Here is a 20,136-nt window from a genome sequence, read left to right on the forward strand (position 1 = left end):
GGCTGCGCTATGCTTGCCCACAGGCCTGTGCTGTGCATGGGCACAGCGTCGCGCGACACGTCAGATGCAACGACAGCAGGTTCTGCAAAAGTTATCCACAGTTTCTGTGGAAAACCTTGTGGAAAGTCGGCCGGATGGCCCCGTGTGGCGGCTCGCGGGCTGGCCTGCCTATAAACAGACCTTTGCCGCCTATCCCGAAGCAATCAATTCGATTCCCCACCTACCGGAAGGAGAAACTCATGGCACATCGTATTGCGGTCATCGTCGGCAGCCTGCGTCGCGAATCGTTGAACCGGGCGCTCGCCAAGGCCGTGATCTCGCTCGCGCCTGCCGATCTTGCGTTCGAGTTCGTCGAGATCGGCGAACTGCCGCTGTACAGCCAGGATTACGACGCGGACTTTCCGGAGGTTGCGCGGCGGTTCAAGCAGGCGATCGAAGCGGCCGACGGCCTGCTGTTCGTCACGCCGGAATACAACCGCTCGATGCCGGGCGTGCTGAAGAATGCGCTCGACTGGGGCTCGCGCCCGTGGGGCGCCAACTCGTGGGCGCGCAAGCCCGGCGCGGTGCTCGGCACGTCGCCGGGCGCGACGGGCACCGCGCTCGCGCAGCAGCATCTGCGCAACGTGCTCGCGTATCTCGACGTCGCGACGCTCGGCCAGCCCGAGATGTTCATCAAGCACGACGACTCGCGCGTCGACGGTCAAGGCCACATCCTCAACGACAATACGCGCACGTTCCTGCAGGGCTTCGTCGACCGCTACGCGGCGTGGGTGCGTACCCATAACGCGGCCTGAGCATGCGGCGCCGGTTCGGCGCCTGTCGCACGACCGCACGCACGACCGCACGCACGACCGCACGCACGACCGCACGCACGACCGCACGCACGACCGCACGCACGACCGCAACGACCGTCCACTAGATCCCCGCGTGCCTTGTGTCGTGCGCATCGCGCGCATCGCGAATGCCGAGCAGGATTTCGTCGAGCAATGCGATGTCGAACGGCTTCGACAGCACGCGCACATTGACGGCGCGCGTGCGGTCGAGCTCCTCCGCATAGCCCGTCACGAGGATGACGGGCAGCTTTTCCGGACGCACGCCGATCGCTTCCGCGAGATCGATGCCGTTGAGGCGGCCCGGCATGTGGATGTCCGAAATCACGAGGTCGAAGCGCTCGTGCAGCGACGTGTCTTCGACCAGCCGCAGCGCGTCGTCGGCGGACGCCGCGTAGGTCACGCGGTGTCCGAGCAGCGTCAGCAGCGCTTCCGTGCCCGCCGCGACTTCGCTGTTGTCCTCGACGAGCAGCACGTGCAGGCCCGCCGGCGGGCTCGCGTCGTGCGCATGCGCGGCGGCAGGCGCCGGCCGCGCAGCCAGGTCCTGCGCGCTCCCGCGCGGCAGGTAGAGCCGCACCGACGTGCCCGCGCCCACCGCGCTGTCGATCGTCGCGAGGCCGCCCGAGCGCTCGCAGAACGCGAACACCTGCGGCAGCCCGAGCCCCGTGCCCATCCCTTGCGTCTTCGTCGTGAACAGCGGCTCGAATGCGCGTGCGAGCACCTCGGGCGCCATCCCTGAGCCCGTGTCGTCGAGCGAGATCTGCACGAAATCGCCGGTCAGCGGAAAGCCGTCCTCGCGGCGGAACGTCACGTTGCGCGCGCCAACGGTGAAGCGGCCGCCGGCCGGCATCGCGTCGCGCGCGTTGACGGCGAGGTTGATGACCGCGAGCTCGAGCTCGGCCACGTCCACGCGGATCGGCCACACGCCGGGCTCGATCGCGACGATCAGCGAAGACTTCGAGCCGAGCGACGTCTTCAGCAGTTCGCGGCAGGTGCCGATCCAGTAACCGACGTCGATTGTCTCGTTGTGCAGCGGCTGCTTGCGCGCGACGCCGAGCAGCTGGCGCGTCAGCGACTGCCCGTTCTTCAGCGCGCGTTCGATCGCGCCGAGTTCGGTGTCGAGATGCTGGACGCCGCGGCGCCGCACGATCTGCACGTTGCTCGAGATGATCATCAGCAGGTTGTTGAAGTCGTGCGCGACGCTGCCGACGAGGTTGCCGAGCGCCTGCATCTTGCGCGACTGCCGGTACGCGGATTCGATCGAGCGCCGCATCGACGCTTCGGCCTGCCAGCGATCCCACGCCTCCTCTTCCGCCTTGAGCCGCTTGAGCGACAGCCAGATCACGCACCACAGCGCGAACGACGGCGCGAACATCGACACGAACAGCACGCTCAGGTGTTCGTACCATTCATGCCAGATCGCCGCGGTCCGGTACGCGCACGACACGTACACCGGATAGCTGCCGACCTGCCGGTACGCGATGATCTCGCTGCCCGCGTCATGGCGCACGCGCACGACGCCCGCGCGCGGATCGGTCCGCTCGCCGCCCGGCAGCATCACCCGATCGGCCAGCGCGGCGGCCGGCTGCGGCGGATACGACGCGAGCACGGCACCGTCGGTCCGGGTGAGCGCCATCGTCATCGGCGTGTTCGCGCCGCCGAGCAGGTCGCGGTAGAACGCGTTGAAATACGACGACTTCAGCGCGATCGACACCATGCCGGCGAACGTCCCGTCGCGGTTGCGCCGCGCGACGCCCGTATTGAACACGGGGATGTTCTCGAGCTTCAGCGGCCCCATCATCAGCCGCGAGATGTGTTCGATGACCTTGCCGTCGCGAATGCCGACGAAGTCGTCGCGCTTCGCGATCGATGCGTACGGCGCCGGGTAGTAGAGACTGTTCGCGAGCAGCATCCCGCTCGCACCGAAGATCGACACGGCCGCGACCTGCGGATAGCCGCCGCCGATCGTGTTGAGTGCTTCGTGGATGTCGGATTCGTGCCTGCGCACCGTCGCATCGTCCATGTCCTGGACGAGATCGACGATCCGCGCATCGAGCGTTTCGCTCAGGTCGAACACCTTGAGCGCGTGCTCCTCGGCGACGCGCACGGTGCGCATCGTCACGTCGCTCGCGGCGGCTTCGCGCGCCTTCAGGTCGTTATAAGCCATCACCGTCACGTAGATGCACGGCAGCACGATCGCGGCGATCAGCAACACGATCAGCGTCACGCGGCGCACCGCGAAATCGTGTTCGGGCGCGCCGGACGCGTAAGTCCCGTCGTCCTGCCAATCGTCGGCGGGAGCATGGTCGAGGGAATCGGCGGGCCGGTCGGACGTCATGGGCGGGAAAATCGGACGTGAAAGGGTGAAGCGCGGGTGCCTGCCATCATAAACGAGTTGCGCCTGCCGCCACGCCGCGTGCGACTCGCGCGACCCTGACGGTTCCGACAGGGTGCAATTGTCAGATTGAAAACGCGACGAATCCGGAAGCGCAAACGTACACAAAGAAAAATTTTGCGTGCTTATCTTGAAAATGGTTGCACCTGTTTTCCGAATGCCGCGTGATCGGATCGATTCTGTTCGAAACGGTGAATATGGCGAGTTGCACCGCCTCGGTTTTACTCAGAAAATCGCGCCTTGCTTTCCCTGACAGATATGCGCCCGCCGATGGCTGCGTGCGGCCCGCGTCGCATGCGAATGCGCGGCGGCGCCCGCCGTCCGTCCGGCAAGATGCCTGGCGCCGCTTCGCGCGAGGCCTCAAGAAGCGCGCAGCGCGGTCGTTAACGCGAGAGAGACCATTCCGTATACCGCACCGCCCGCCATGCCTTTGCCGATTGTGATTGCCGACGATTCGCTGCTCGCCCGCAAGTTGTTGACGAAGGCCTTGCCGGGGGACTGGGATGTCGACGTCGCGTATGCCGCGAACGGCCGAGAGGCACTGGCGCTCTATCGTGACGGCAAGGCTTCCGTGATGTTTCTCGACCTGACGATGCCCGACATGAGCGGCTATCAGGTGCTGGAAACATTGCGCCACGAGGATCTGAACACGTTCGTGATCGTGGTATCAGCCGATATCCAGCCGCAGGCGCGCGAGCGTGTGCGCGAGCTGGGTGCGATCGCGTTCGTCGCGAAGCCCGTGACGTCGGAGGCGTTGCTGCCCATTCTCAAGGAGTATGGGTTGTATGCCTGACTCGGTGTTCACGGCGGAGCAACGCGACGCGTTGCAGGAAATCGCCAATCTCGCGATGGGCCGCGCCGCGGCGCGGCTCGCGTTGCTGCTCGGACGCTTCATCGAGCTGTCGGTGCCGCGCGTGCGCGTCGTGCACGCGGCCGATGCGGGCATTGCACTGCGCGAGATGACGGGCATTCACGAAAACGTGACCGCCGTGCGCCAGGGGTTCCGCTCCGACATCAAGGGTGAAGCGCTCGTGCTGTGCCGCAGCGCGGCCGTCGGACAGCTCGTGTCGCTCGTCGACCGCACGTTCGGCGACGGCGCGTGGGGCGACGACACGTGCGGCGTGCCTGCGGCGGATGCCCTCGGCGCGGCCGCTGCGCACGGCGAGATCGCGCGCGACGACGAGCTCGTGTTCGACGTCGCGAACGTGCTGATGGGCGCGTGCGTCGCGTCGATCCTCGACGAGCTCGGCCGCACGCCGGTATTCTTTCCGCCGGGCCTGCTCGGCGCGAACATGTCGTTCGACGAAGTGTTCCAGCCGACCGTGCTCGCGTGGAGCGTCGCGCTGCTGCTCGAAGTGAACTTCGGGCTCGAGGGCGACGGATTCCGCGCGCATTTCGTGATGCTGATGGCCGAAGATTCGATCCGGCTGATGGGCGACGCGCTCGATGCCTTGCTGTCCGCGCTATGACTGCCGCCACTTCCCCCATTTCCCCGGTTTCCCCCGCATCGCTCAGCGACCTCGTGATCGAGCGGGTCGGCTTCGGCCTGTTCGTGCTCGACCGCGCAATGAACGTGCTGATGTGGAATCGCTTCATGCAGGACCATAGCGGCATCGCCGCGGCCGACGTGATCGGCCGCAACCTGTTCGACTGCTTTCCGGATCTGCCGCGCGCGTGGCTCGCGCGCAAGCTCGACAGCGTGTTCCAGCTCGGCAGCTTCGCATTCAGCTCGTGGGAGCAGCGTCCGTACCTGTTTCGTTTCGAGCATGATCGGCCGATCACCGGCGGCGTCGACTTCATGCAGCAGGACTGCACGTTCATGCCGCTCACGCGCGGGCGCGAGGTCGAGGCCGTGTGCGTGACGATCTCCGATGTCACGCACGTCAGCGTGATGCAGCGCGAGCGCGAGGAGGCGGTCGCGAAGCTGCGCGAGCATGCGAACCGCGACGGCCTGACCGGTATCGCGAACCGCCGCTATTTCGAGGCGCGGCTGAACGACGAATTCGCGCGCTGGCAGCGCTACGGCGGGAACCTGTCGGTGCTGCTGTTCGACCTCGACCACTTCAAGAAGATCAACGACCGGTTCGGCCACGCGGTCGGCGACGCGGTGCTGCGCGAGATGGCGCAGCGCGTCGCGTCGATCGTGCGCGCGCAGGACACGTTCTGCCGCTTCGGCGGCGAAGAGTTCGCGCTGCTGCTGCCGTGCACCGATCTCGGCGAAGCGATGCAGGTTGCGGAGAAAGTGCGCTGTGCAATCGGCCGCGCGCCGGTCGACGCCGAAGGCATCTGCGTGCCGGTGACGGCGAGCGTCGGCGCCGCGTGCGCGCAGCCGGGCGCGCAGACCTGCGAGATTCTCGTCAACGAGGCCGATGCCGCGCTCTATCGCGCGAAGCGGCTCGGCCGCGATCGTTCGGTTGCCTACGCATAGCGCCGGCGGACGCGTCAACGGCGCGCGGTGGCCGAGGACGTCGCATACGGCCGGCGGCCGCACGGGGGCGCGGCCGCCCGCGATTACGCCTTCGCGATATCCGTCAGCACGCCGGCCAGCACCGCCGGCTGCGATACGAACGGCGAGTGGCTGCTGTCGAGCTGGTGCACGTGCGTCGGGTTGTCCGGCGCGAACGCGTCGGCTTCGTCGATGAAGCGCTGCTGCAGCGCGGGCAGGATTACGCGGTCCTGCAGGCACTTGATGTAGTGCCGGTCGATCGCGCCCCAGCGCGCGGCGGTCGTCGGGATCGCGGTGGCGAACGGCGCGGCCGGCACGTCGCAGCTCATCAGGTTCGCGATCGCCTCGTATTCCGCCTGCGAAACGTCGTCGAACAGCGCGCGCTTGGCCGTCGCACGATACGCGGTGTCGTCGCTGCGCGGATCCATGCGCAGCGCACCGGCCGCGCGCGGGCTCGCGAGCATCAGCTGGCCGAGCATCTCGCCCTCGTTCTCCGGCGCGCGCACGTAGTCGAGGCCCGGCACGCCCGACGCGGGCATGAATGCGGCGAGATAGACGATCTTCGCGATCTTCTCGGGCATCCGTTCGGCGGCCGCGGTGATCGCGAGGCCGCCCATGCTGTGGCCGACCAGGACGACCTTGCCGTGGCCGAGCGCATACGCGTCGTCGACGGCCTGCATCACTTGCGACGCGTAGTCGTCGAGCGTCGTGTTCGCAACCGGCGACGGCTCGGTGGCGAACGCTTCCTTGTCGAGCGGACGCTTGAAGTACGACGCGGGAAAGCGCGCGTTGATTCCGTGCGCGGGCAGGTCGCGCGCGATCGACAGGTGGCCGCGCGCGGCGAGCGCGGCCGCGACGTGCGCGTAGCACCACGCGCCTTGCCATGCGCCATGCACGAGCACGAAAACGGGGTGGGCGGACTGTGGGGATGCGGGCGAGGCGGCTGTCACGTTCGTCTCCATCGGTTTCGGGGAAGGTTTTTTTAGGATAAAGCGTCATCTTAGACGAACCCGCGTGGGCCCAAGCGGTGGCCGGAGAACGGGTACGGACAATCGAATGCGCACGGCGCGGCGGCGCGCGGCAATATGACCCTCAATGTGCAGGGCAATCGCACGAAATGTCGCAAACGGAGAACAGCGGCGCGGCAGGCGTCACTGGCGTCCGCTTTGAGCCGTCGATTCTTGATGCCGGCCTTTGTAGTCGCATCCGCTTTAAACCGGCTCATCCTCAATGTGTCGCGCAGGCCACATTTCGTTCTGGTCTGATTTAAATTCGCATCGGATCGCGTTAATTTGATGCTTTAGCCCGATTGCGCCCCATGAACGTCGACTATCTTTTCTTCCGGAAACCGGAAAAGCCCGGCCCCTATTCCCTCGACGACCTGGGCGAAGTCGCGCCGCCGATCGGCGCAAGCGCCGCGGTGCGGGCCGGCATCACGCGCGTGTTCGAGCAGATCGACTGGCAGGAGTCCGCCGACGTGCCCGGCGCGTGGTTCGGCACGGGCGGCCCTGTGTTCCAGTTCACCGCGGAGCCCGACGGCCGCGTGACGAGCTTCATGGGCTCGCGGCTCGAGCGGCGCGCGATGCTGCTGCTGACGCGTGAAATGGGGCTGATCGCGCTCGACCTGCAGCGCGACGTCGTTTATGGCTAGGGGCCAGGGATAGCCGGCCGCGCCTCGCCGGCTATCCCTGGCCGGCCGCACCTCGCCGGCCACACCTCGCCGGCCGCCCGCATCCGCCCGCATCCGCCCGCATCCGCCCGCATCCGCCCGCCGAGCGGGCTTCGCGCGGCCCCGGGCGCCCCCGCGCGGCGCGGCAGGCATCCCGCCATCGACCTTCAAAGATTGCTATACTTTCGCCCAATTCCGGCTTCCGGCCGGTAATTTGTGCCTGTCTGCGTCGATCGTTCGCACATCTCGCACGTATTTGACGCCTTTACCATCCCAGCCGGGCATGGCTTCTTCAATCGCCCCCCGTGGGCGTCTCCGTGGAGCTCGTCTTGGCCGTTTCCAATCTCGTCGTGGACGAACAAGAAACCGACGCCGCTGCCGTCACATCGGGCAGTTCTTTTTATCTCGCGATGCGCATCCTGCCGGCTGCGCAACGCGACGCGATGTTCCAGGTGTATGCGTTCTGCCGCGCGGTCGACGACATCGCCGACAGCGACCTGCCGCGCGCCGAGCGTGCCGCCGGTCTCGCGCGCTGGCGCGCGGACATCGACGCGTGCTTCGCGGGCCAGCCGCCGCGCCATCTCGCGGCGCTCACGCGCGAGATCCGCACGTTCGACCTGCAGCGCGACGATTTCCACGCGATGATCGACGGGATGGCGATGGACGCCGCCGAAGACATCTGCGCGCCCGACGAGCCGACGCTCGACCTCTATTGCGATCGTGTCGCAAGCGCGGCCGGTCGTCTGTCGGTGAGGATTTTCGGGATGCCGGAGGCGGAAGGGATCAAGCTGTCGCATCATCTCGGCCGCGCGCTGCAGCTGACCAACATCCTGCGCGATATCGACGAGGACGCCGGGATCAACCGCTGCTACCTGCCGCGCGAGCTGCTTGCGCGCGAAGGCATCGCAATCACCGATCCGGTGACGATCGCGCGCGAGCCGGCGCTGCCGCGCGTGTGCGCGACGCTCGTCGAGCGTGCGATCGAGCACTTCCGGCAGGCGGATGCCGTGATGGACACCTGCGCGCGTGCGCAGGTGAAGGCGCCGCGCATCATGTCGGGTGCGTACCGCTGCATTCTGGAGGCCGCGATCGCCCGCGGCTTCGACGTGCCGCGCGCGCCGATCCGCAAGCCGAAGGCGCGCATGCTGATGATCGCCGCGCGCTACGCGCTGTTCTGAGCCGATGCCGAGAACCGTCCATGTGGTCGGGGCAGGACTCGCGGGCCTGTCGGCCGCCGTCGAGCTGCAACGCCGTGGGCGCCGCATCGTGCTGCACGACGCACACGCGCAGGCGGGCGGGCGTTGCCGCTCGTGGTTCGACGGCACGCTGAACGCGACGATCGACAGCGGGCTGCATCAGGTGTTTGCAGGGCAGCCGGCAACGCAGCGCTACCTGCGCGCGATCGGCGCGGCCGACCAGCTGGCCGGGCCGCCATTGCCCGAATTTCCGGTCGCCGACGTCACGTCGCAGCAGCGCTGGACGCTGCGCTTCGGCAGCAGCGGCTGGCCGTCGTGGCTGTTCGACGCCGCGTCGCGCGCGCCGGGCACGACGCCGCTCGATTACCTGTCGCTCGCGCCGCTCGCGTTCGCGCGCACGGGCCGCTCACTCGCACAGACGATGCGGTGCGACGGCGTGCTGTGGGATCGTTGGCTGCGGCCGTTTTTCCTCGGCGCGCTGAACGTCGAGCCGCGCCATGCGACGGCCGAACTCGCGCGTGCGGCCCTGTGCGGCGCATTCGCCGCGGGCGGGCCCGCGTGCCGTCCGCTCGTCGCGCGTCACGGGCTCGGCAGCGCGTTCGTCGATCCCGCGCTGCGGATGCTCCAGCATGGCGGCGCGACGATCCGGTTGCGCTCGCGTCTCGACGCGTTCGAATTCGGCGCGCACGGCAATGCAGTCGACGCGCTGGTGATCGACGGCGAGCGCGTCGATCTCGCGCCGGGCGACGCGGTCGTGCTGGCGGTGACGCCCGATGTCGCGCAGCCGCTCGTGCCCGACCTGACCGCGCCGGATACGTACAGCGCGGTCGTCACCGCGTTTTTCGCGGCTGAACCGCCGCCGGGCTGCCCTGCCGGCACGACGGTCGTGAACGGCGCCGTCGACACGGTGCGGGCAAGCGCCGGCCAGCTCGCGGCGACGATCCGCGATGCAGGCCGCTGGCTCGACCTGCCGCGCGAGACGCTCGCACAGACGATCTGGCAGGACGTCGCGCGCGTGACGGGCGCACCGGCGGACATCCTGCCGCCGTGGCAGCTCGTCGTCGAGCCGCGTGCGGGTTTTGCGGCGGTGCCGTCGCAGGAAATGAAACGTCCGGCCGCGCGTACGCGCTGGACCAATCTCGTGCTGGCGGGCGACTGGATTGCCACCGGTCTGCCCGCATCGATCGAGGGCGCGATCCGTTCCGGCCAGAAGGCCGCGGACGTGCTCCAGACACAATAAGAGAGGGACCGATGAACGATCTCACCGATATGCCGACCCTGACCGCCGCCACCGTGCCGGCCGGCCTCGACGACGCCGTCGCCCGTGCGACCGACGCGTTGCTGGCCGCGCAGAAGGAGGACGGACACTGGGTTTACGAACTCGAAGCCGATTCGACGATTCCCGCCGAATACATCCTGCTCGTCCACTACCTCGGCGAAACGCCGAATCTCGAGCTCGAACAGAAGATCGCCCGCTATCTGCGCCGCATCCAGCAGGCCGACGGCGGCTGGCCGCTGTTCACCGACGGCGCGCCGAACATCAGCGCGAGCGTGAAGGCGTACTTTGCGCTGAAGGTGATCGGCGACGACGAGAACGCCGAGCACATGCAGCGCGCGCGCCGCGCGATCCACGCGATGGGCGGCGCCGAGATGTCGAACGTGTTCACGCGCATCCAGCTCGCGCTGTACGGCGCGATTCCGTGGCGCGCGGTGCCGATGATGCCGGTCGAGATCATGCTGCTGCCGCAGTGGTTCCCGTTCCACCTGTCGAAGGTGTCGTACTGGGCGCGCACCGTGATCGTGCCGCTGCTCGTGCTGAACGCGAAGCGGCCGCTCGCGAAGAACCCGCGCGGCGTGCGCATCGACGAGCTGTTCATCGATCCGCCGGTGAACGCGGGGCTGCTGCCGCGCCAGGGGCACCAGAGCGCGGGCTGGTTCGCGTTCTTCCGGGTGGTCGACCATGCACTGCGCGCGGTCGACGGGCTGTTCCCGAACTACACGCGCGAACGCGCGATCCGGCAGGCCGTCGCCTTCGTCGACGAGCGCCTGAACGGCGAGGACGGCCTTGGCGCGATCTATCCGGCGATGGCCAACGCGGTGATGATGTACGACGTGCTCGGCTATCCTGAAGATCATCCGAACCGCGCGATCGCGCGCAAGTCGCTCGAGAAGCTGCTCGTCGTGCAGGATGACGAAGCATATTGCCAGCCCTGCCTGTCGCCGGTGTGGGATACGTCGCTCGCCGCGCATGCGCTGCTCGAGACGGAAGATCCGCGCGCCGAGGAAGCGGTGGTGCGCGGCCTCGAATGGCTGCGTCCGCTGCAGATCCTCGACGTGCGCGGCGACTGGATCTCGCGCCGTCCGAACGTGCGGCCGGGCGGCTGGGCGTTCCAGTACGCGAACCCGCACTACCCGGACGTCGACGATACGGCCGTGGTCGTGATGGCGATGGATCGCGTCGAGAAGCTCAAGCATTCGGATGCGTATCGCGAGTCGATCTCGCGCGCGCGCGAATGGGTCGTCGGCATGCAGAGCAGCGATGGCGGCTGGGGCGCGTTCGAGCCGGAAAACACGCAGTACTACCTGAACAACATCCCGTTCTCCGATCACGGCGCGCTGCTCGATCCGCCGACGGCGGACGTGTCGGGCCGCTGCCTGTCGATGCTGTCGCAGCTCGGCGAGACGGCCGCGAACAGCGATGCCGCGCGCCGCTCGCTCGACTACATGCTGAAGGAGCAGGAGCCGGACGGCAGCTGGTACGGCCGCTGGGGGATGAACTACGTGTACGGCACGTGGACGGCGCTGTGCTCGCTGAACGCGGCCGGCCTCGGCCCGGAAGATCCGCGCGTGAAGCGCGGCGCGCAGTGGCTGCTGTCGATCCAGAACAAGGACGGCGGCTGGGGCGAGGACGGCGACAGCTACAAGCTCGACTATCGCGGCTACGAGCAGGCGCCGAGCACGTCGTCGCAGACGGCCTGGGCGCTGCTCGGCCTGATGGCGGCCGGCGAGGTGAACAACCCGGCGGTCGCGCGCGGGGTCGAGTACCTGATCGCCGAGCAGAACGAGGAAGGCCTGTGGGACGAGACGCGCTTCACCGCGACCGGCTTCCCGCGCGTGTTCTACCTGCGCTACCACGGCTATCGCAAGTTCTTCCCGCTGTGGGCGATCGCGCGCTACCGCAACCTGAAGCGCGACAACGCGACGCGCGTGACGGTGGGGATGTAACGCGTGGCGGCGTCGATGCACAACGGCATGCTGCCCGTCATCGCGGTGACGGGGATGGCGTTCGAGGCGCGCATCGCGCGCGGCGACGGCGTCGAGGCCGTGTTCGCCGCGCGTGCCGACCGTCTCGAACGCGCGCTGACGGAAGCGACCGCGCGCGGCTGCGCGGGCATCGTCAGCTTCGGCACCGCGGGCGGGCTCGCGCCCGACCTGGCGCCGGGCGCGCTCGTGATTGCCGACGCGATCGACGGGCCGTTCGGGCGCGTGCAGACCGACGTCGCGTGGAGCGCGCGGCTCGTCGCCGCGCTGCACGACACGCCGGTCTGGCCGCGCGTGAAGCGCGGCGTGATGGCGGCCGTCGGCGCGCCGGTCGTGAGCGCTGACGACAAGGCTTCGCTGTATCACGCGAAGGGCGCGCTGGCCGTTGACATGGAATCGCACATCGCCGCTGCGTTCGCGGCGGCGCGCGGCGTGCCGTTCGCGGTGTGCCGCGCGATCGTCGATCCCGCGTGGCGCACGCTGCCGCGCGCGGCGACGGCCGGGCTGCGCGACGATGGCAGCACGGCGATCCTGCCGATCCTGCGCGAACTGCTGAAGCAGCCGTCGCAGCTCGGCCCGCTGCTGCAGGTCGCAAGCGATGCGCGTGCGGCGCGCACGACGCTGATCCAGGCGCGGCATGCATTCGGGCGCGCGGGCGCGTTGCGGATCGACTGAGCGGGCGTTTCCGCTTTCTACCCTTTCCTTCTTCTCATCGAGAAACTGCCTCCGCCGGGACGGCGGCGCGTGCCGTCGTGCGCGCCGCGCTCGATCGTCCGCGACGCGCCCAGGCCGGATGCCCAGGCATCACGCAATCGCCTCGTCGCGAAGGCGGAACTGCGCCACTGCGTCGTTGAGCCGTGCGCTCTGCTCGTCGAGCGACAGCGCTACGGCCGCCGCCTCCTCGACGAGCGCGGCATTGCGTTGCATCGTCTGCTCCATCTGCGTCACCGTGGCGTTCACCTGCTCGATGCCCGACGACTGCTCTTCGGACGCGGTGCTGATTTCGCTCATGATTGCCTTGACGCGCTCGACCGCGGCGACGAGCTCGGCCATCGTCGAGCCCGCCAGCGTGACGAGGCCGCTGCCGTCCTCGACGCGTCGCGCGGAATGGCCGATCAGCTCCTTGATTTCCTTGGCGGCCGACGCACAGCGCTGCGCGAGCCCGCGAACCTCCGTCGCGACGACCGCGAAGCCGCGTCCCTGCTCGCCTGCGCGCGCGGCTTCGACAGCCGCGTTCAACGCGAGGATGTTCGTCTGGAACGCAATACTCTCGATCACGCCGACGATGCCCGAGATCCGCGCGGAGCTCTCCGAGATCGCCGACATCGTGTCGACGACACGCTGCATCGCCGCTTCGCCACGCGATGCAATGCCGGCGGCGCCCTCGACGCAGGTACGTGCGTCGCGGGCGTTGTCCGCATTCTGGCGCACGGTCGCCGTCAGTTGCTCGACGCTTGCCGCGGCCTGCTGGAGCGACGCGGCCTGCTGCTCGGTGCGCGCGGACAGGTCGACGTTGCCGCTCGCGATCGCGCGGACGTCGCCGACGATCGTCTCCGTGCTCGCGCGCACCTGGCTCACGGTGTCGATGAGGCCGGCCTGCATCTGCCTGAGCGCGTTCAGCAGATAGGCCATCTCGTTCTCGCGGGCAATCACGACCGTGCCGGTCAGATCGCCTTTCGCGATTTTTTCGAAATGGTCGACGGCCAGGTTGATCGGCTCGACGATCGCCTTCGCGAGCGCGCGCTGCGCGAACAAGCCGATGACGAGCGCGAACGCGGCCACCGCGACCATGCCCCAGACGACCCGGTGGAAAAGCGCAGCGGCCCTGTCATAGCGGGCCTTTTCGCGTGCGACCTGGAACGCTTCGAGCGCACCGATCGCGTCCTGGTACGCGGCAAACAGCGCCGGCGGCGCTGCGCGCTGCGTATCGAGGAAATCGAACGCATCGTCGTGGTCGAGCTGGGACAGCGCCTTCAGGAAGACCTGATCCAGCAGCGCCTGGCGGTGGGTCTGGAGCTTCTCGAACAGCGTCTGCTCGTCGGCATCGCGCGGGTGCAGGCGCGAGTAGGCCGCCAGTTCGTCGTTGCTCTGCGCGAGCAGCGTGTGGAGCTGCGCGGTCTCCTCCTTGGCGGACTGGCCGGCACTGATGATCCGGGCGACATCGCTCAAGCGCTCGCGCAGCACGAGCATCCGCTCGGAGCTGGTCTTCAGGTGCAGCAGCGACGCGGTGTCGTCGCGATACATCGCCTCGAGCGAACCATTGCCTGCGTAGAGGCCGGCGACGCACGCACCGACCACCAGCACGAGCAGCACCGTATAGCCGGCGATGGTCGCGGCGAGTCCGCCGCGGATAGTCAGTTTCTTTCGCATGAGGGTTCCCCTGGCCGTGGCCGGGCGCGGCCGGCGGCGGCGAAGCTGGTTTCCGGATTGCGAGGGACGGACGCCGCGTGGCAGCGCGTGGTGATCCTCGGTTGCGAACGGATTAACGGCCGGGCGGACGGGAAGGTTTTACGTCGAGACGACGCGGATATGGACGATTGCGACAGACGCGATGCGCTGCACACGCAGCCGGCGGCTGTCGTACGTCGGAACGGAACCTGCCGGCAGATTGTCGTCGAGGCAAGGAGCCGGTTCGGGTTCCAAGGGATCCACGGCCCGACGAAGATTGTCGTCGAGGCGAAAAGCCGCTTCGGGTTCTAAGGGATCCGCGGCCCGCAGAAGATTGTCGTTCAGGCGAAAAGCCGCTTCGGGTTCTAAGGGATCCGCGGCCCGCCGAAGATTGTCGTCGAGGCAAAGAGCCGCTTCGGGTCCCCAAGGGATCCACGGCCCGCCGAAGATTCGCGGAGACCCAAAGAAAAAGAGCGCTGCATCGGGCAGCGCTCTTCGTCGTCTTCGGCTGGCGCCGCGTTACTGAGCGGCGGGATTGCTCGCAGGCACGGCCGGTGCGGTCGCCGCGCCGCTTGCAGGCGCGGCAGCAGGCGCGCTTGCCGACGGTGCGCTGTTCGCGCCGGGATCATCGTATTGCGGCAGCCCGGGCGCTGCCGGCGCATTGGCAGGCGCGGCAGGCGCATTGCCCGGCATGCCGCCCGACTCGCCCGGATCCTCGTAGCTCGGCAACCCGGGCGCCGCCGGCGTGTTGGCGGGCTTGCCGCCCGGCGCCGCTTCACCGCCCGGCTGGCCACCCGATTCACCACCCGACTCGCCCGGCTCGTTGTAGTTCGGCAGCGCGCTCGGCGCGGCCTCGCTCTTGTAGGTCAGCGACTTGCGCTGCTGCAGGTACGCGTCGCGCACGAACGAATACGGATCGAGCGCGGCCTGCTTCAGCAGGTCGGTCGCACCGAGCAGGTCCGAACGCGCGCTGATGAACTGCATCACGTACATCGGATTGCGCGCGGCCGGCTCGATGTAGTTCAGCAGGTTGAAGCGCACGTCGACCGCGCGGCCGACGCCGTCGCGGAACGTGCTGGGCCCGAACACCGGCAGCACGAGATACGGGCCGGACGGCATGCCCCAGCGTGCGAGCGTCAGCCCGAAATCCTGGTGATGCTTCGGCAGGCCGGCCGGCGTCGCGATGTCGATCAGCCCGCCGACGCCGAACACCGAGTTCATCGCGACCCGCATCAGGTCTTCCGTCGCATCGGTGATGCGCAGCTGCAGCAGGTTGTTCGCGATGTTGCCGAGGTCGCCGAGGTTCGAGAAGAAGTTGCTGATCGCGGTGCGCACCGGCGTTGGCGTGACCTTCTGGTAGCCCTTCGCGATCGGCACCGCGATGTGCGTGTCGACGGTGTCGTTGAACTTGTAGACCGCGCGGTTCATCGGCTCGAGCGGGTCGGCCGGATTGCGGTTGGGGCCGGTCGCACAGCCGCTCAGCATTGCGCCTGCGGCGACGGTCGCCGCGACGATTCGCATCTTATTCATTGATTTCCCGCAATGTGTTCTGTGCGCGCTTCACGCGCGGTTTGCCCATGAGTACCGGCTGAAATACCACGGCGCCGATCAGCGTGCACGTCAGCGCCAGCGCGAGCAGCTTGCCCATGCTGGAGGTACCGGGGTGATGCGACAGCCACAGGCTGCCGAATGCGGTCGCCGTCGTCGCGGCGCTGAACAGCACCGCATGCGTGAGGCTCGAATGCAGCAGGCCCGTTTGCCCCGCGCGCCATGCCATCACGAAATACACCTTGAACGCGACGCCGACGCCGAGCATCAGCGGCAGCGCGATGATGTTCGCGAAGTTGAGCGGCATGCCGATCAACACGCAGACCTCGAGCGTGACGACGCCCGACACGAGCAGCGGCACGAGCGTGCGCAGCACGTCGCCGAAGCGGCGCAGCGTGATCCACAGCAGGATCGTGATCGACACGATCGACCACAGCGCCGCATGCAGGAACGCATCGATGATCGTGTCGGCCGAATGCAGGATCGAGATCGGCCCGCCGATCGCACCCGGCTCCGCGGCTTTCACGGTCGTCGCGAAGCGGCGCAGCATCGCGTCGTCGTTCGGATCGATGCCCTTCGGCACCTTCGGCGAGATCTGCACGAGCGCGTGGCCGTCCGGCGCGACCCAGTCGCGCACCAGCGGCGCCGGCAGCGTGTCGCGCGTGATGTCCTGCGGCTGCAGCAGCGTCGCGAGCTGGTTGAGCGCGATGCGCAGCGTGTCAGCGAACGCGCGCTCGGCGCGGTCGCGCGTCGCGGCGTCGGCGGCCGCGAGCTTCGCGAGCGAGGCGGACAGATGCTGCGCGGCGGCGGCGCCCGGGCCCGGGTGATCTTCGGCCGCGTAGCTCAGCAGGTCCGACACGCGCTTGAGCGCGGCGACGCGCTGCGCGTCGGTCGCGCCGGGCGCGGCCGGCTGGGTCAGCGCGGGCAGCAGCTCGCTCGCGGCGGCGGCGATCGACGCGCGCTTCGCCGGCTGGTCGGCCGGGATGAACGTCGACAGCGTCGTCGTGCGGCCGACTTCCGGCAGCGCGTCGAGGCGCTTCGCGGCCGTGTCGGCCGCGGCGAGCGACGGCGCGAGCAGCGTGACGTCGTTGACCGCTGCCTCGGGCGAATCCTTCAGCGCGAGCAGCGTCGCCATCGATTCGCTGTGCGGATCCTTCAGGTGCAGCGGGTTGAAGTCGAAGCGCAGGAACGCGAGCAGCGGCAGCGCGCCGATCACGACCGCGAGCGTGCCGATCAGGATCGGCTTGCGGTGCCGGTCGAGGAAATCGTCGACCGGCGCGAGGGCCGGGAAGCCGGGCGTCTTCGATTCGCCCGGCGGCGCGAACAGGCGCAGCAGCGCGGGCAGCAGCGTGAGCGTGGTCAGCAGCGCGACGAACATCCCGACGCCGGCGATCAGCCCGAGTTCGGACACGCCGCGATACGCGGTCGGGATGAACGAGAAGAAGCTCGCCGCGACCGCCGCGGTGGCGAGCGCGAGCGGCATGCCCATCGAGTGTGCGGCGCCGATCAGCGCGTGATCGATGCGCTGATCGCGAAAGCGCTCTTCGCGATACTTCACGCCGTACTGGATCGAGAAGTCGACGCCGAGCCCGACGAACAGCACCATGAACGCGACCGAGATCATGTTCAGCGAGCCGACCATCATCAGGCCGAGCGCCGCGGTCACGACGAGGCCGACGAACAGCGTGACGAGCGTCGAGCAGATCATCCGCTTCGAGCGCAGCGCGAGCCACAGGATGCCGAGCACGACGAGCAGCGTCAGCGCGCCGTTGAGCGCCGCGCCATCCTCGACCGACGCGAATTCGTCGTCGGCGAGCGGCTGCTCGCCGGTCAGCCGCACGACCGCGCCGTAGCGCTTGTCGAGATCGAGCGCGCGCGCGGTGTCGCGGATCGTCTCGCTCGCTTCCGCGCCGGCCTTCAGCGCGCCGTAGTTGATGATCGGCTGCACGGTCACGAATGCGCGCGCGGGTTGACGCGCCGCGTCGTTGTCGACGAGCGCGCGCCACGAGAACGCGGCCGGCTTGCCGGCGAGCACGTCGTCGACGGTCGCGGCGGCGCGCGACAGCAGCTTGGCCATCCCCGGCAGCTTCACCTGGCCGGTCAGCAGCGGCTGGCCGAGCGTGGTCGACAGCGTGGTCGCGAGCCCGGTCAGGCTCGGATTCTTCGCGAGTTCGTTGACGAGCGGGCGCGCGCTCGCGAGCTGCGAGGTCGTGTCCGCGACTTCCTGCGGCGACAGGAACAGCAGCCCGTTGTGTTCGAAGAACGGGCCGCCGCCAGGCTCGGCGACCTGGCCGATGCGGCCGGCGTCGGCCTGCTTCTGCAGCGCGCCCGTCAGCGCGTGGGCGGCGGCTGTCGCGAATTCGGGCGCGGGCGCCTCGACGACCGCGAGGATCGTGCCGTTGCGTTGCGGGAATGCGCGGTCGGTCGCCTGGCCGAGCGCGGCCCATTGCGGTTCGGCGTCGACGAGCTTGCTGATGTCCGTGTTGATCTTGAAATGACCGGCAACGTAGACGGCGCTCAGGGCAGCAATGATCAGCGACAGCACGACGACCGCGATCGGGCGTCGCACCGACCACGCAACGAGTCGAATGATGAAGGAAGTCACCATGTGGCGGTGGGGTGGGGCTGGAAAAGGCAAAGTAGCCAAGTATACCGGCGCAACGTGATGGCGGTCGTGACGTTGCGGTATTCCGGGGCCGGAAGGAGATTTGTCCGGCAGCGGGGGAATCGGTCCCTCAGGCCCGTGCGGCGGGCTTCGCCGGGCGGCGGGGCCGGATATAAGGGGGCGCTTACATGGATCGGCGCCGCAACGGACGCGCGAGCTGTGACAATCGCGCGCCAAAGGTAACAGTCGGTCACGGCACGACAGCCGCGCGTCAGGCCCGCTATACTTGCGTCGACCGGGCGGCGTGCCGCGCCGGTCGTCTTTCCTTACCGAGTGCGATATCCGTATGAAACGTCATCTGTTTGCTTTCCTCGCCGCCGCCACCGTGTCGATTTCCGCGTTCGCGCAAAGCGCGCCGGTCGATATCGTCCGCAATGCGGTCGAGGGCACCGTCACTGCGATGAAGGCCGATCCGGCCGCGCGCGGCGGCGACATGGCGAAGGTCACGCAGGTTGTCGAAGCGCGCTTCCTGCCGGCGACGAATTTCGAGCGCACGACCCGCATCGCGGTCGGCGACGCCTGGAAGCAGGCGAGCCCGGCCCAGCAGCAGGAGCTGTACAAGCAGTTCAAGCTGCTGATGACGCGCACCTATGCCGCATCGCTCGCGCAGCTCGGCGGCCAGGATGCGAAGTTCTCGTTCAAGGCGGGCAGCGCGTCGGCCACCGATGCGCTCGTGCAGTCGACGGTGACGACGCCGGGCGACAGCCAGTCGGTCGGCTACCGGCTCGGCAAGGTCGGCAACGACTGGAAGATCTACGACATCGACATGTCGGGCGCGTGGCTGATCCAGGTCTACCAGGGCCAGTTCAAGAGCCAGCTCGCGTCGGGCGGCATCGACGGGCTGATCGCGTTCCTGCAGAAGCACAACGCGCGGACGAACTGAGCGCGCGTTGATGCGGGATGAAATGCACGAAGGGCGCGAGATTCGCGCCCTTCTTCATTTGTGCCGGACATGACCGATCTTCTCCGGCTGGCCGTTCGATGAGCTGAGCGGCAATTCACGCGGCGTCGCTTCCTCCAGTACGCGACCCGGTTCATGCCGGTGCTCCCCGTCACCGCCGCCGATGCTCGACCGCGAACTTGATCAGCTCGGCCTGCCCCTCGATGTCGAGCTTGCGCTTCAGGTTGAGCCGGTGCGTCTCGACCGTGCGCACCGACAGCCCCGTCTGCTGCGCGATCTGCTTGCTCGACAGGCCTTGCGCGAGCGTGTCGAGGATGTCGCGTTCGCGCGGCGTCAGGCGGTCGAGCGGCGACGCCGTTGCGCTCGCGTGGATCATCCGCGCGGCGAGCCCTTCGCTGAAGAACGTATGGCCCGCGAGCACCGAGCCGATCGCGCGGACGATCTCGCTCGCGGGCGAATCCTTCAGCAGGTAGCCGCTCGCGCCCGCGCGCACGGCCTGCGTCACGTATTCGACGTTGTCGTGCATCGACAGCATCAGCACGCGGATCCCGGGATGCCGTTCGTGGAAGACACCCGCGAGCGTGATGCCGTTCATGCCATTCATGCCGACGTCCATCAGCGCGAGATCAGGCTCGAGCGACTCGGCCAGCGCGAGCGCCTCGTCGGCGTTGCCGGCTTCGCCGACGACGGACAGATCGGCGGCCTCGAGCCGCATCCGCAGCCCGTCGCGCACGAGCGGGTGGTCGTCGACGAGCAGCAGGCGGGCGACGGGCTGGACGGCATTGTCTGGGGCGCTCATGGGCGAAGGGTCTCCTGGATGATTCGATGGCGGCGCGC

The 20,136-nt window shown here is 68.3% G+C and carries 16 protein-coding genes; 10 read left to right on the plus strand and 6 right to left on the minus strand.

From position 1 onward, the window contains the following. Positions 1-239 precede the first annotated feature (239 nt). Positions 240-794 carry an NADPH-dependent FMN reductase gene (locus ACV22Z_RS29190; protein ID WP_448079722.1) on the plus strand — a complete coding sequence of 185 codons (555 nt, stop codon included), beginning with the start codon at positions 240-242 and terminating at the stop codon, positions 792-794. 121 nt (positions 795-915) lie between these two features. Here the strand turns inward: ACV22Z_RS29190 and ACV22Z_RS29195 are convergent, their stop codons facing one another. Then, positions 916-3,168: a response regulator gene (locus tag ACV22Z_RS29195; RefSeq protein ID WP_448079723.1), complete on the minus strand. Its 2,253-nt coding sequence runs from the start codon at positions 3,166-3,168 to the stop codon at positions 916-918. A gap of 481 nt (positions 3,169-3,649) precedes the next feature. Here ACV22Z_RS29195 and ACV22Z_RS29200 point away from each other — a divergent pair, with 481 nt between their 5' ends. From ACV22Z_RS29200 to ACV22Z_RS29210, 3 genes are read left to right on the plus strand one after another with little or no spacing between them, the layout of a single operon-like run. Beyond that, the gene (locus ACV22Z_RS29200) at positions 3,650-4,018 is read left to right on the plus strand and encodes a response regulator (RefSeq protein WP_205791111.1); all 369 of its coding nucleotides are present in this window, start codon (positions 3,650-3,652) and stop codon (positions 4,016-4,018) included. After that, positions 4,011-4,694, plus strand: a complete 684-nt coding sequence (locus tag ACV22Z_RS29205; protein ID WP_448079724.1) for a chemotaxis protein CheC — start codon at positions 4,011-4,013, stop codon at positions 4,692-4,694. Before ACV22Z_RS29200 ends, ACV22Z_RS29205 begins: the two co-directional genes overlap by 8 nt. Further along, on the plus strand, positions 4,691-5,653 hold the full coding sequence (locus tag ACV22Z_RS29210) for a GGDEF domain-containing protein (protein WP_448079725.1): 963 nt from the start codon (positions 4,691-4,693) through the stop codon (positions 5,651-5,653). The genes ACV22Z_RS29205 and ACV22Z_RS29210 overlap by 4 nt, the downstream gene beginning before the upstream one ends. 83 nt (positions 5,654-5,736) lie before the next feature. On the opposite strand, the gene ACV22Z_RS29215 is transcribed toward ACV22Z_RS29210, so the two are convergent. Then, a complete protein-coding gene (locus ACV22Z_RS29215) occupies positions 5,737-6,633 on the minus strand; it encodes an alpha/beta fold hydrolase (protein WP_448079726.1) in 897 nt (298 codons plus the stop codon). A 356-nt stretch (positions 6,634-6,989) separates the two neighbouring features. Here ACV22Z_RS29215 and ACV22Z_RS29220 point away from each other — a divergent pair, with 356 nt between their 5' ends. The 5 genes from ACV22Z_RS29220 (at position 6,990) to ACV22Z_RS29240 (ending at position 12,472) form a co-directional block, all read left to right on the plus strand. Then, on the plus strand, positions 6,990-7,322 hold the full coding sequence (locus tag ACV22Z_RS29220) for a hypothetical protein (protein WP_448079727.1): 333 nt from the start codon (positions 6,990-6,992) through the stop codon (positions 7,320-7,322). A gap of 347 nt (positions 7,323-7,669) precedes the next feature. After that, positions 7,670-8,518, plus strand: a complete 849-nt coding sequence (gene hpnD, locus ACV22Z_RS29225) for a presqualene diphosphate synthase HpnD (protein WP_448079728.1) — start codon at positions 7,670-7,672, stop codon at positions 8,516-8,518. A 4-nt stretch (positions 8,519-8,522) separates the two neighbouring features. Then, the gene (gene hpnE / locus ACV22Z_RS29230; protein ID WP_448079729.1) at positions 8,523-9,776 is read left to right on the plus strand and encodes a hydroxysqualene dehydroxylase HpnE; all 1,254 of its coding nucleotides are present in this window, start codon (positions 8,523-8,525) and stop codon (positions 9,774-9,776) included. Positions 9,777-9,787: 11 nt separating this feature from the next. After that, positions 9,788-11,761 (plus strand): squalene--hopene cyclase, encoded by a 1,974-nt coding sequence (gene shc, locus ACV22Z_RS29235; protein ID WP_448079730.1) that lies wholly within the window; start codon positions 9,788-9,790, stop codon positions 11,759-11,761. 15 nt (positions 11,762-11,776) lie between these two features. Further along, on the plus strand, positions 11,777-12,472 hold the full coding sequence (locus tag ACV22Z_RS29240; RefSeq protein WP_448079731.1) for a phosphorylase: 696 nt from the start codon (positions 11,777-11,779) through the stop codon (positions 12,470-12,472). Between the two features lie 129 nt (positions 12,473-12,601). Here the strand turns inward: ACV22Z_RS29240 and ACV22Z_RS29245 are convergent, their stop codons facing one another. The 3 genes from ACV22Z_RS29245 to hpnN all read right to left on the minus strand — a co-directional run bounded on the left by ACV22Z_RS29245 (position 12,602) and on the right by hpnN (position 18,341). Further along, positions 12,602-14,167: a methyl-accepting chemotaxis protein gene (locus ACV22Z_RS29245; RefSeq protein WP_448079732.1), complete on the minus strand. Its 1,566-nt coding sequence runs from the start codon at positions 14,165-14,167 to the stop codon at positions 12,602-12,604. 537 nt (positions 14,168-14,704) lie between these two features. Next, a complete protein-coding gene (locus ACV22Z_RS29250; RefSeq protein WP_448079733.1) occupies positions 14,705-15,715 on the minus strand; it encodes an MlaA family lipoprotein in 1,011 nt (336 codons plus the stop codon). Next, positions 15,708-18,341, minus strand: a complete 2,634-nt coding sequence (hpnN, locus tag ACV22Z_RS29255; protein ID WP_448079734.1) for a hopanoid transporter HpnN — start codon at positions 18,339-18,341, stop codon at positions 15,708-15,710. The genes ACV22Z_RS29250 and hpnN overlap by 8 nt, the downstream gene beginning before the upstream one ends. Before the next feature lie 343 nt (positions 18,342-18,684). Here hpnN and ACV22Z_RS29260 point away from each other — a divergent pair, with 343 nt between their 5' ends. Further along, a complete protein-coding gene (locus ACV22Z_RS29260) occupies positions 18,685-19,281 on the plus strand; it encodes an MlaC/ttg2D family ABC transporter substrate-binding protein (RefSeq protein WP_448079735.1) in 597 nt (198 codons plus the stop codon). A gap of 169 nt (positions 19,282-19,450) precedes the next feature. Here the strand turns inward: ACV22Z_RS29260 and ACV22Z_RS29265 are convergent, their stop codons facing one another. Beyond that, positions 19,451-20,098, minus strand: coding sequence for a response regulator (locus ACV22Z_RS29265; protein WP_448079736.1), 648 nt, complete (start codon positions 20,096-20,098; stop codon positions 19,451-19,453). Between the last annotated feature and the right edge of the window lie 38 nt (positions 20,099-20,136).

The organism is Burkholderia sp. PU8-34, assembly GCF_053427725.1.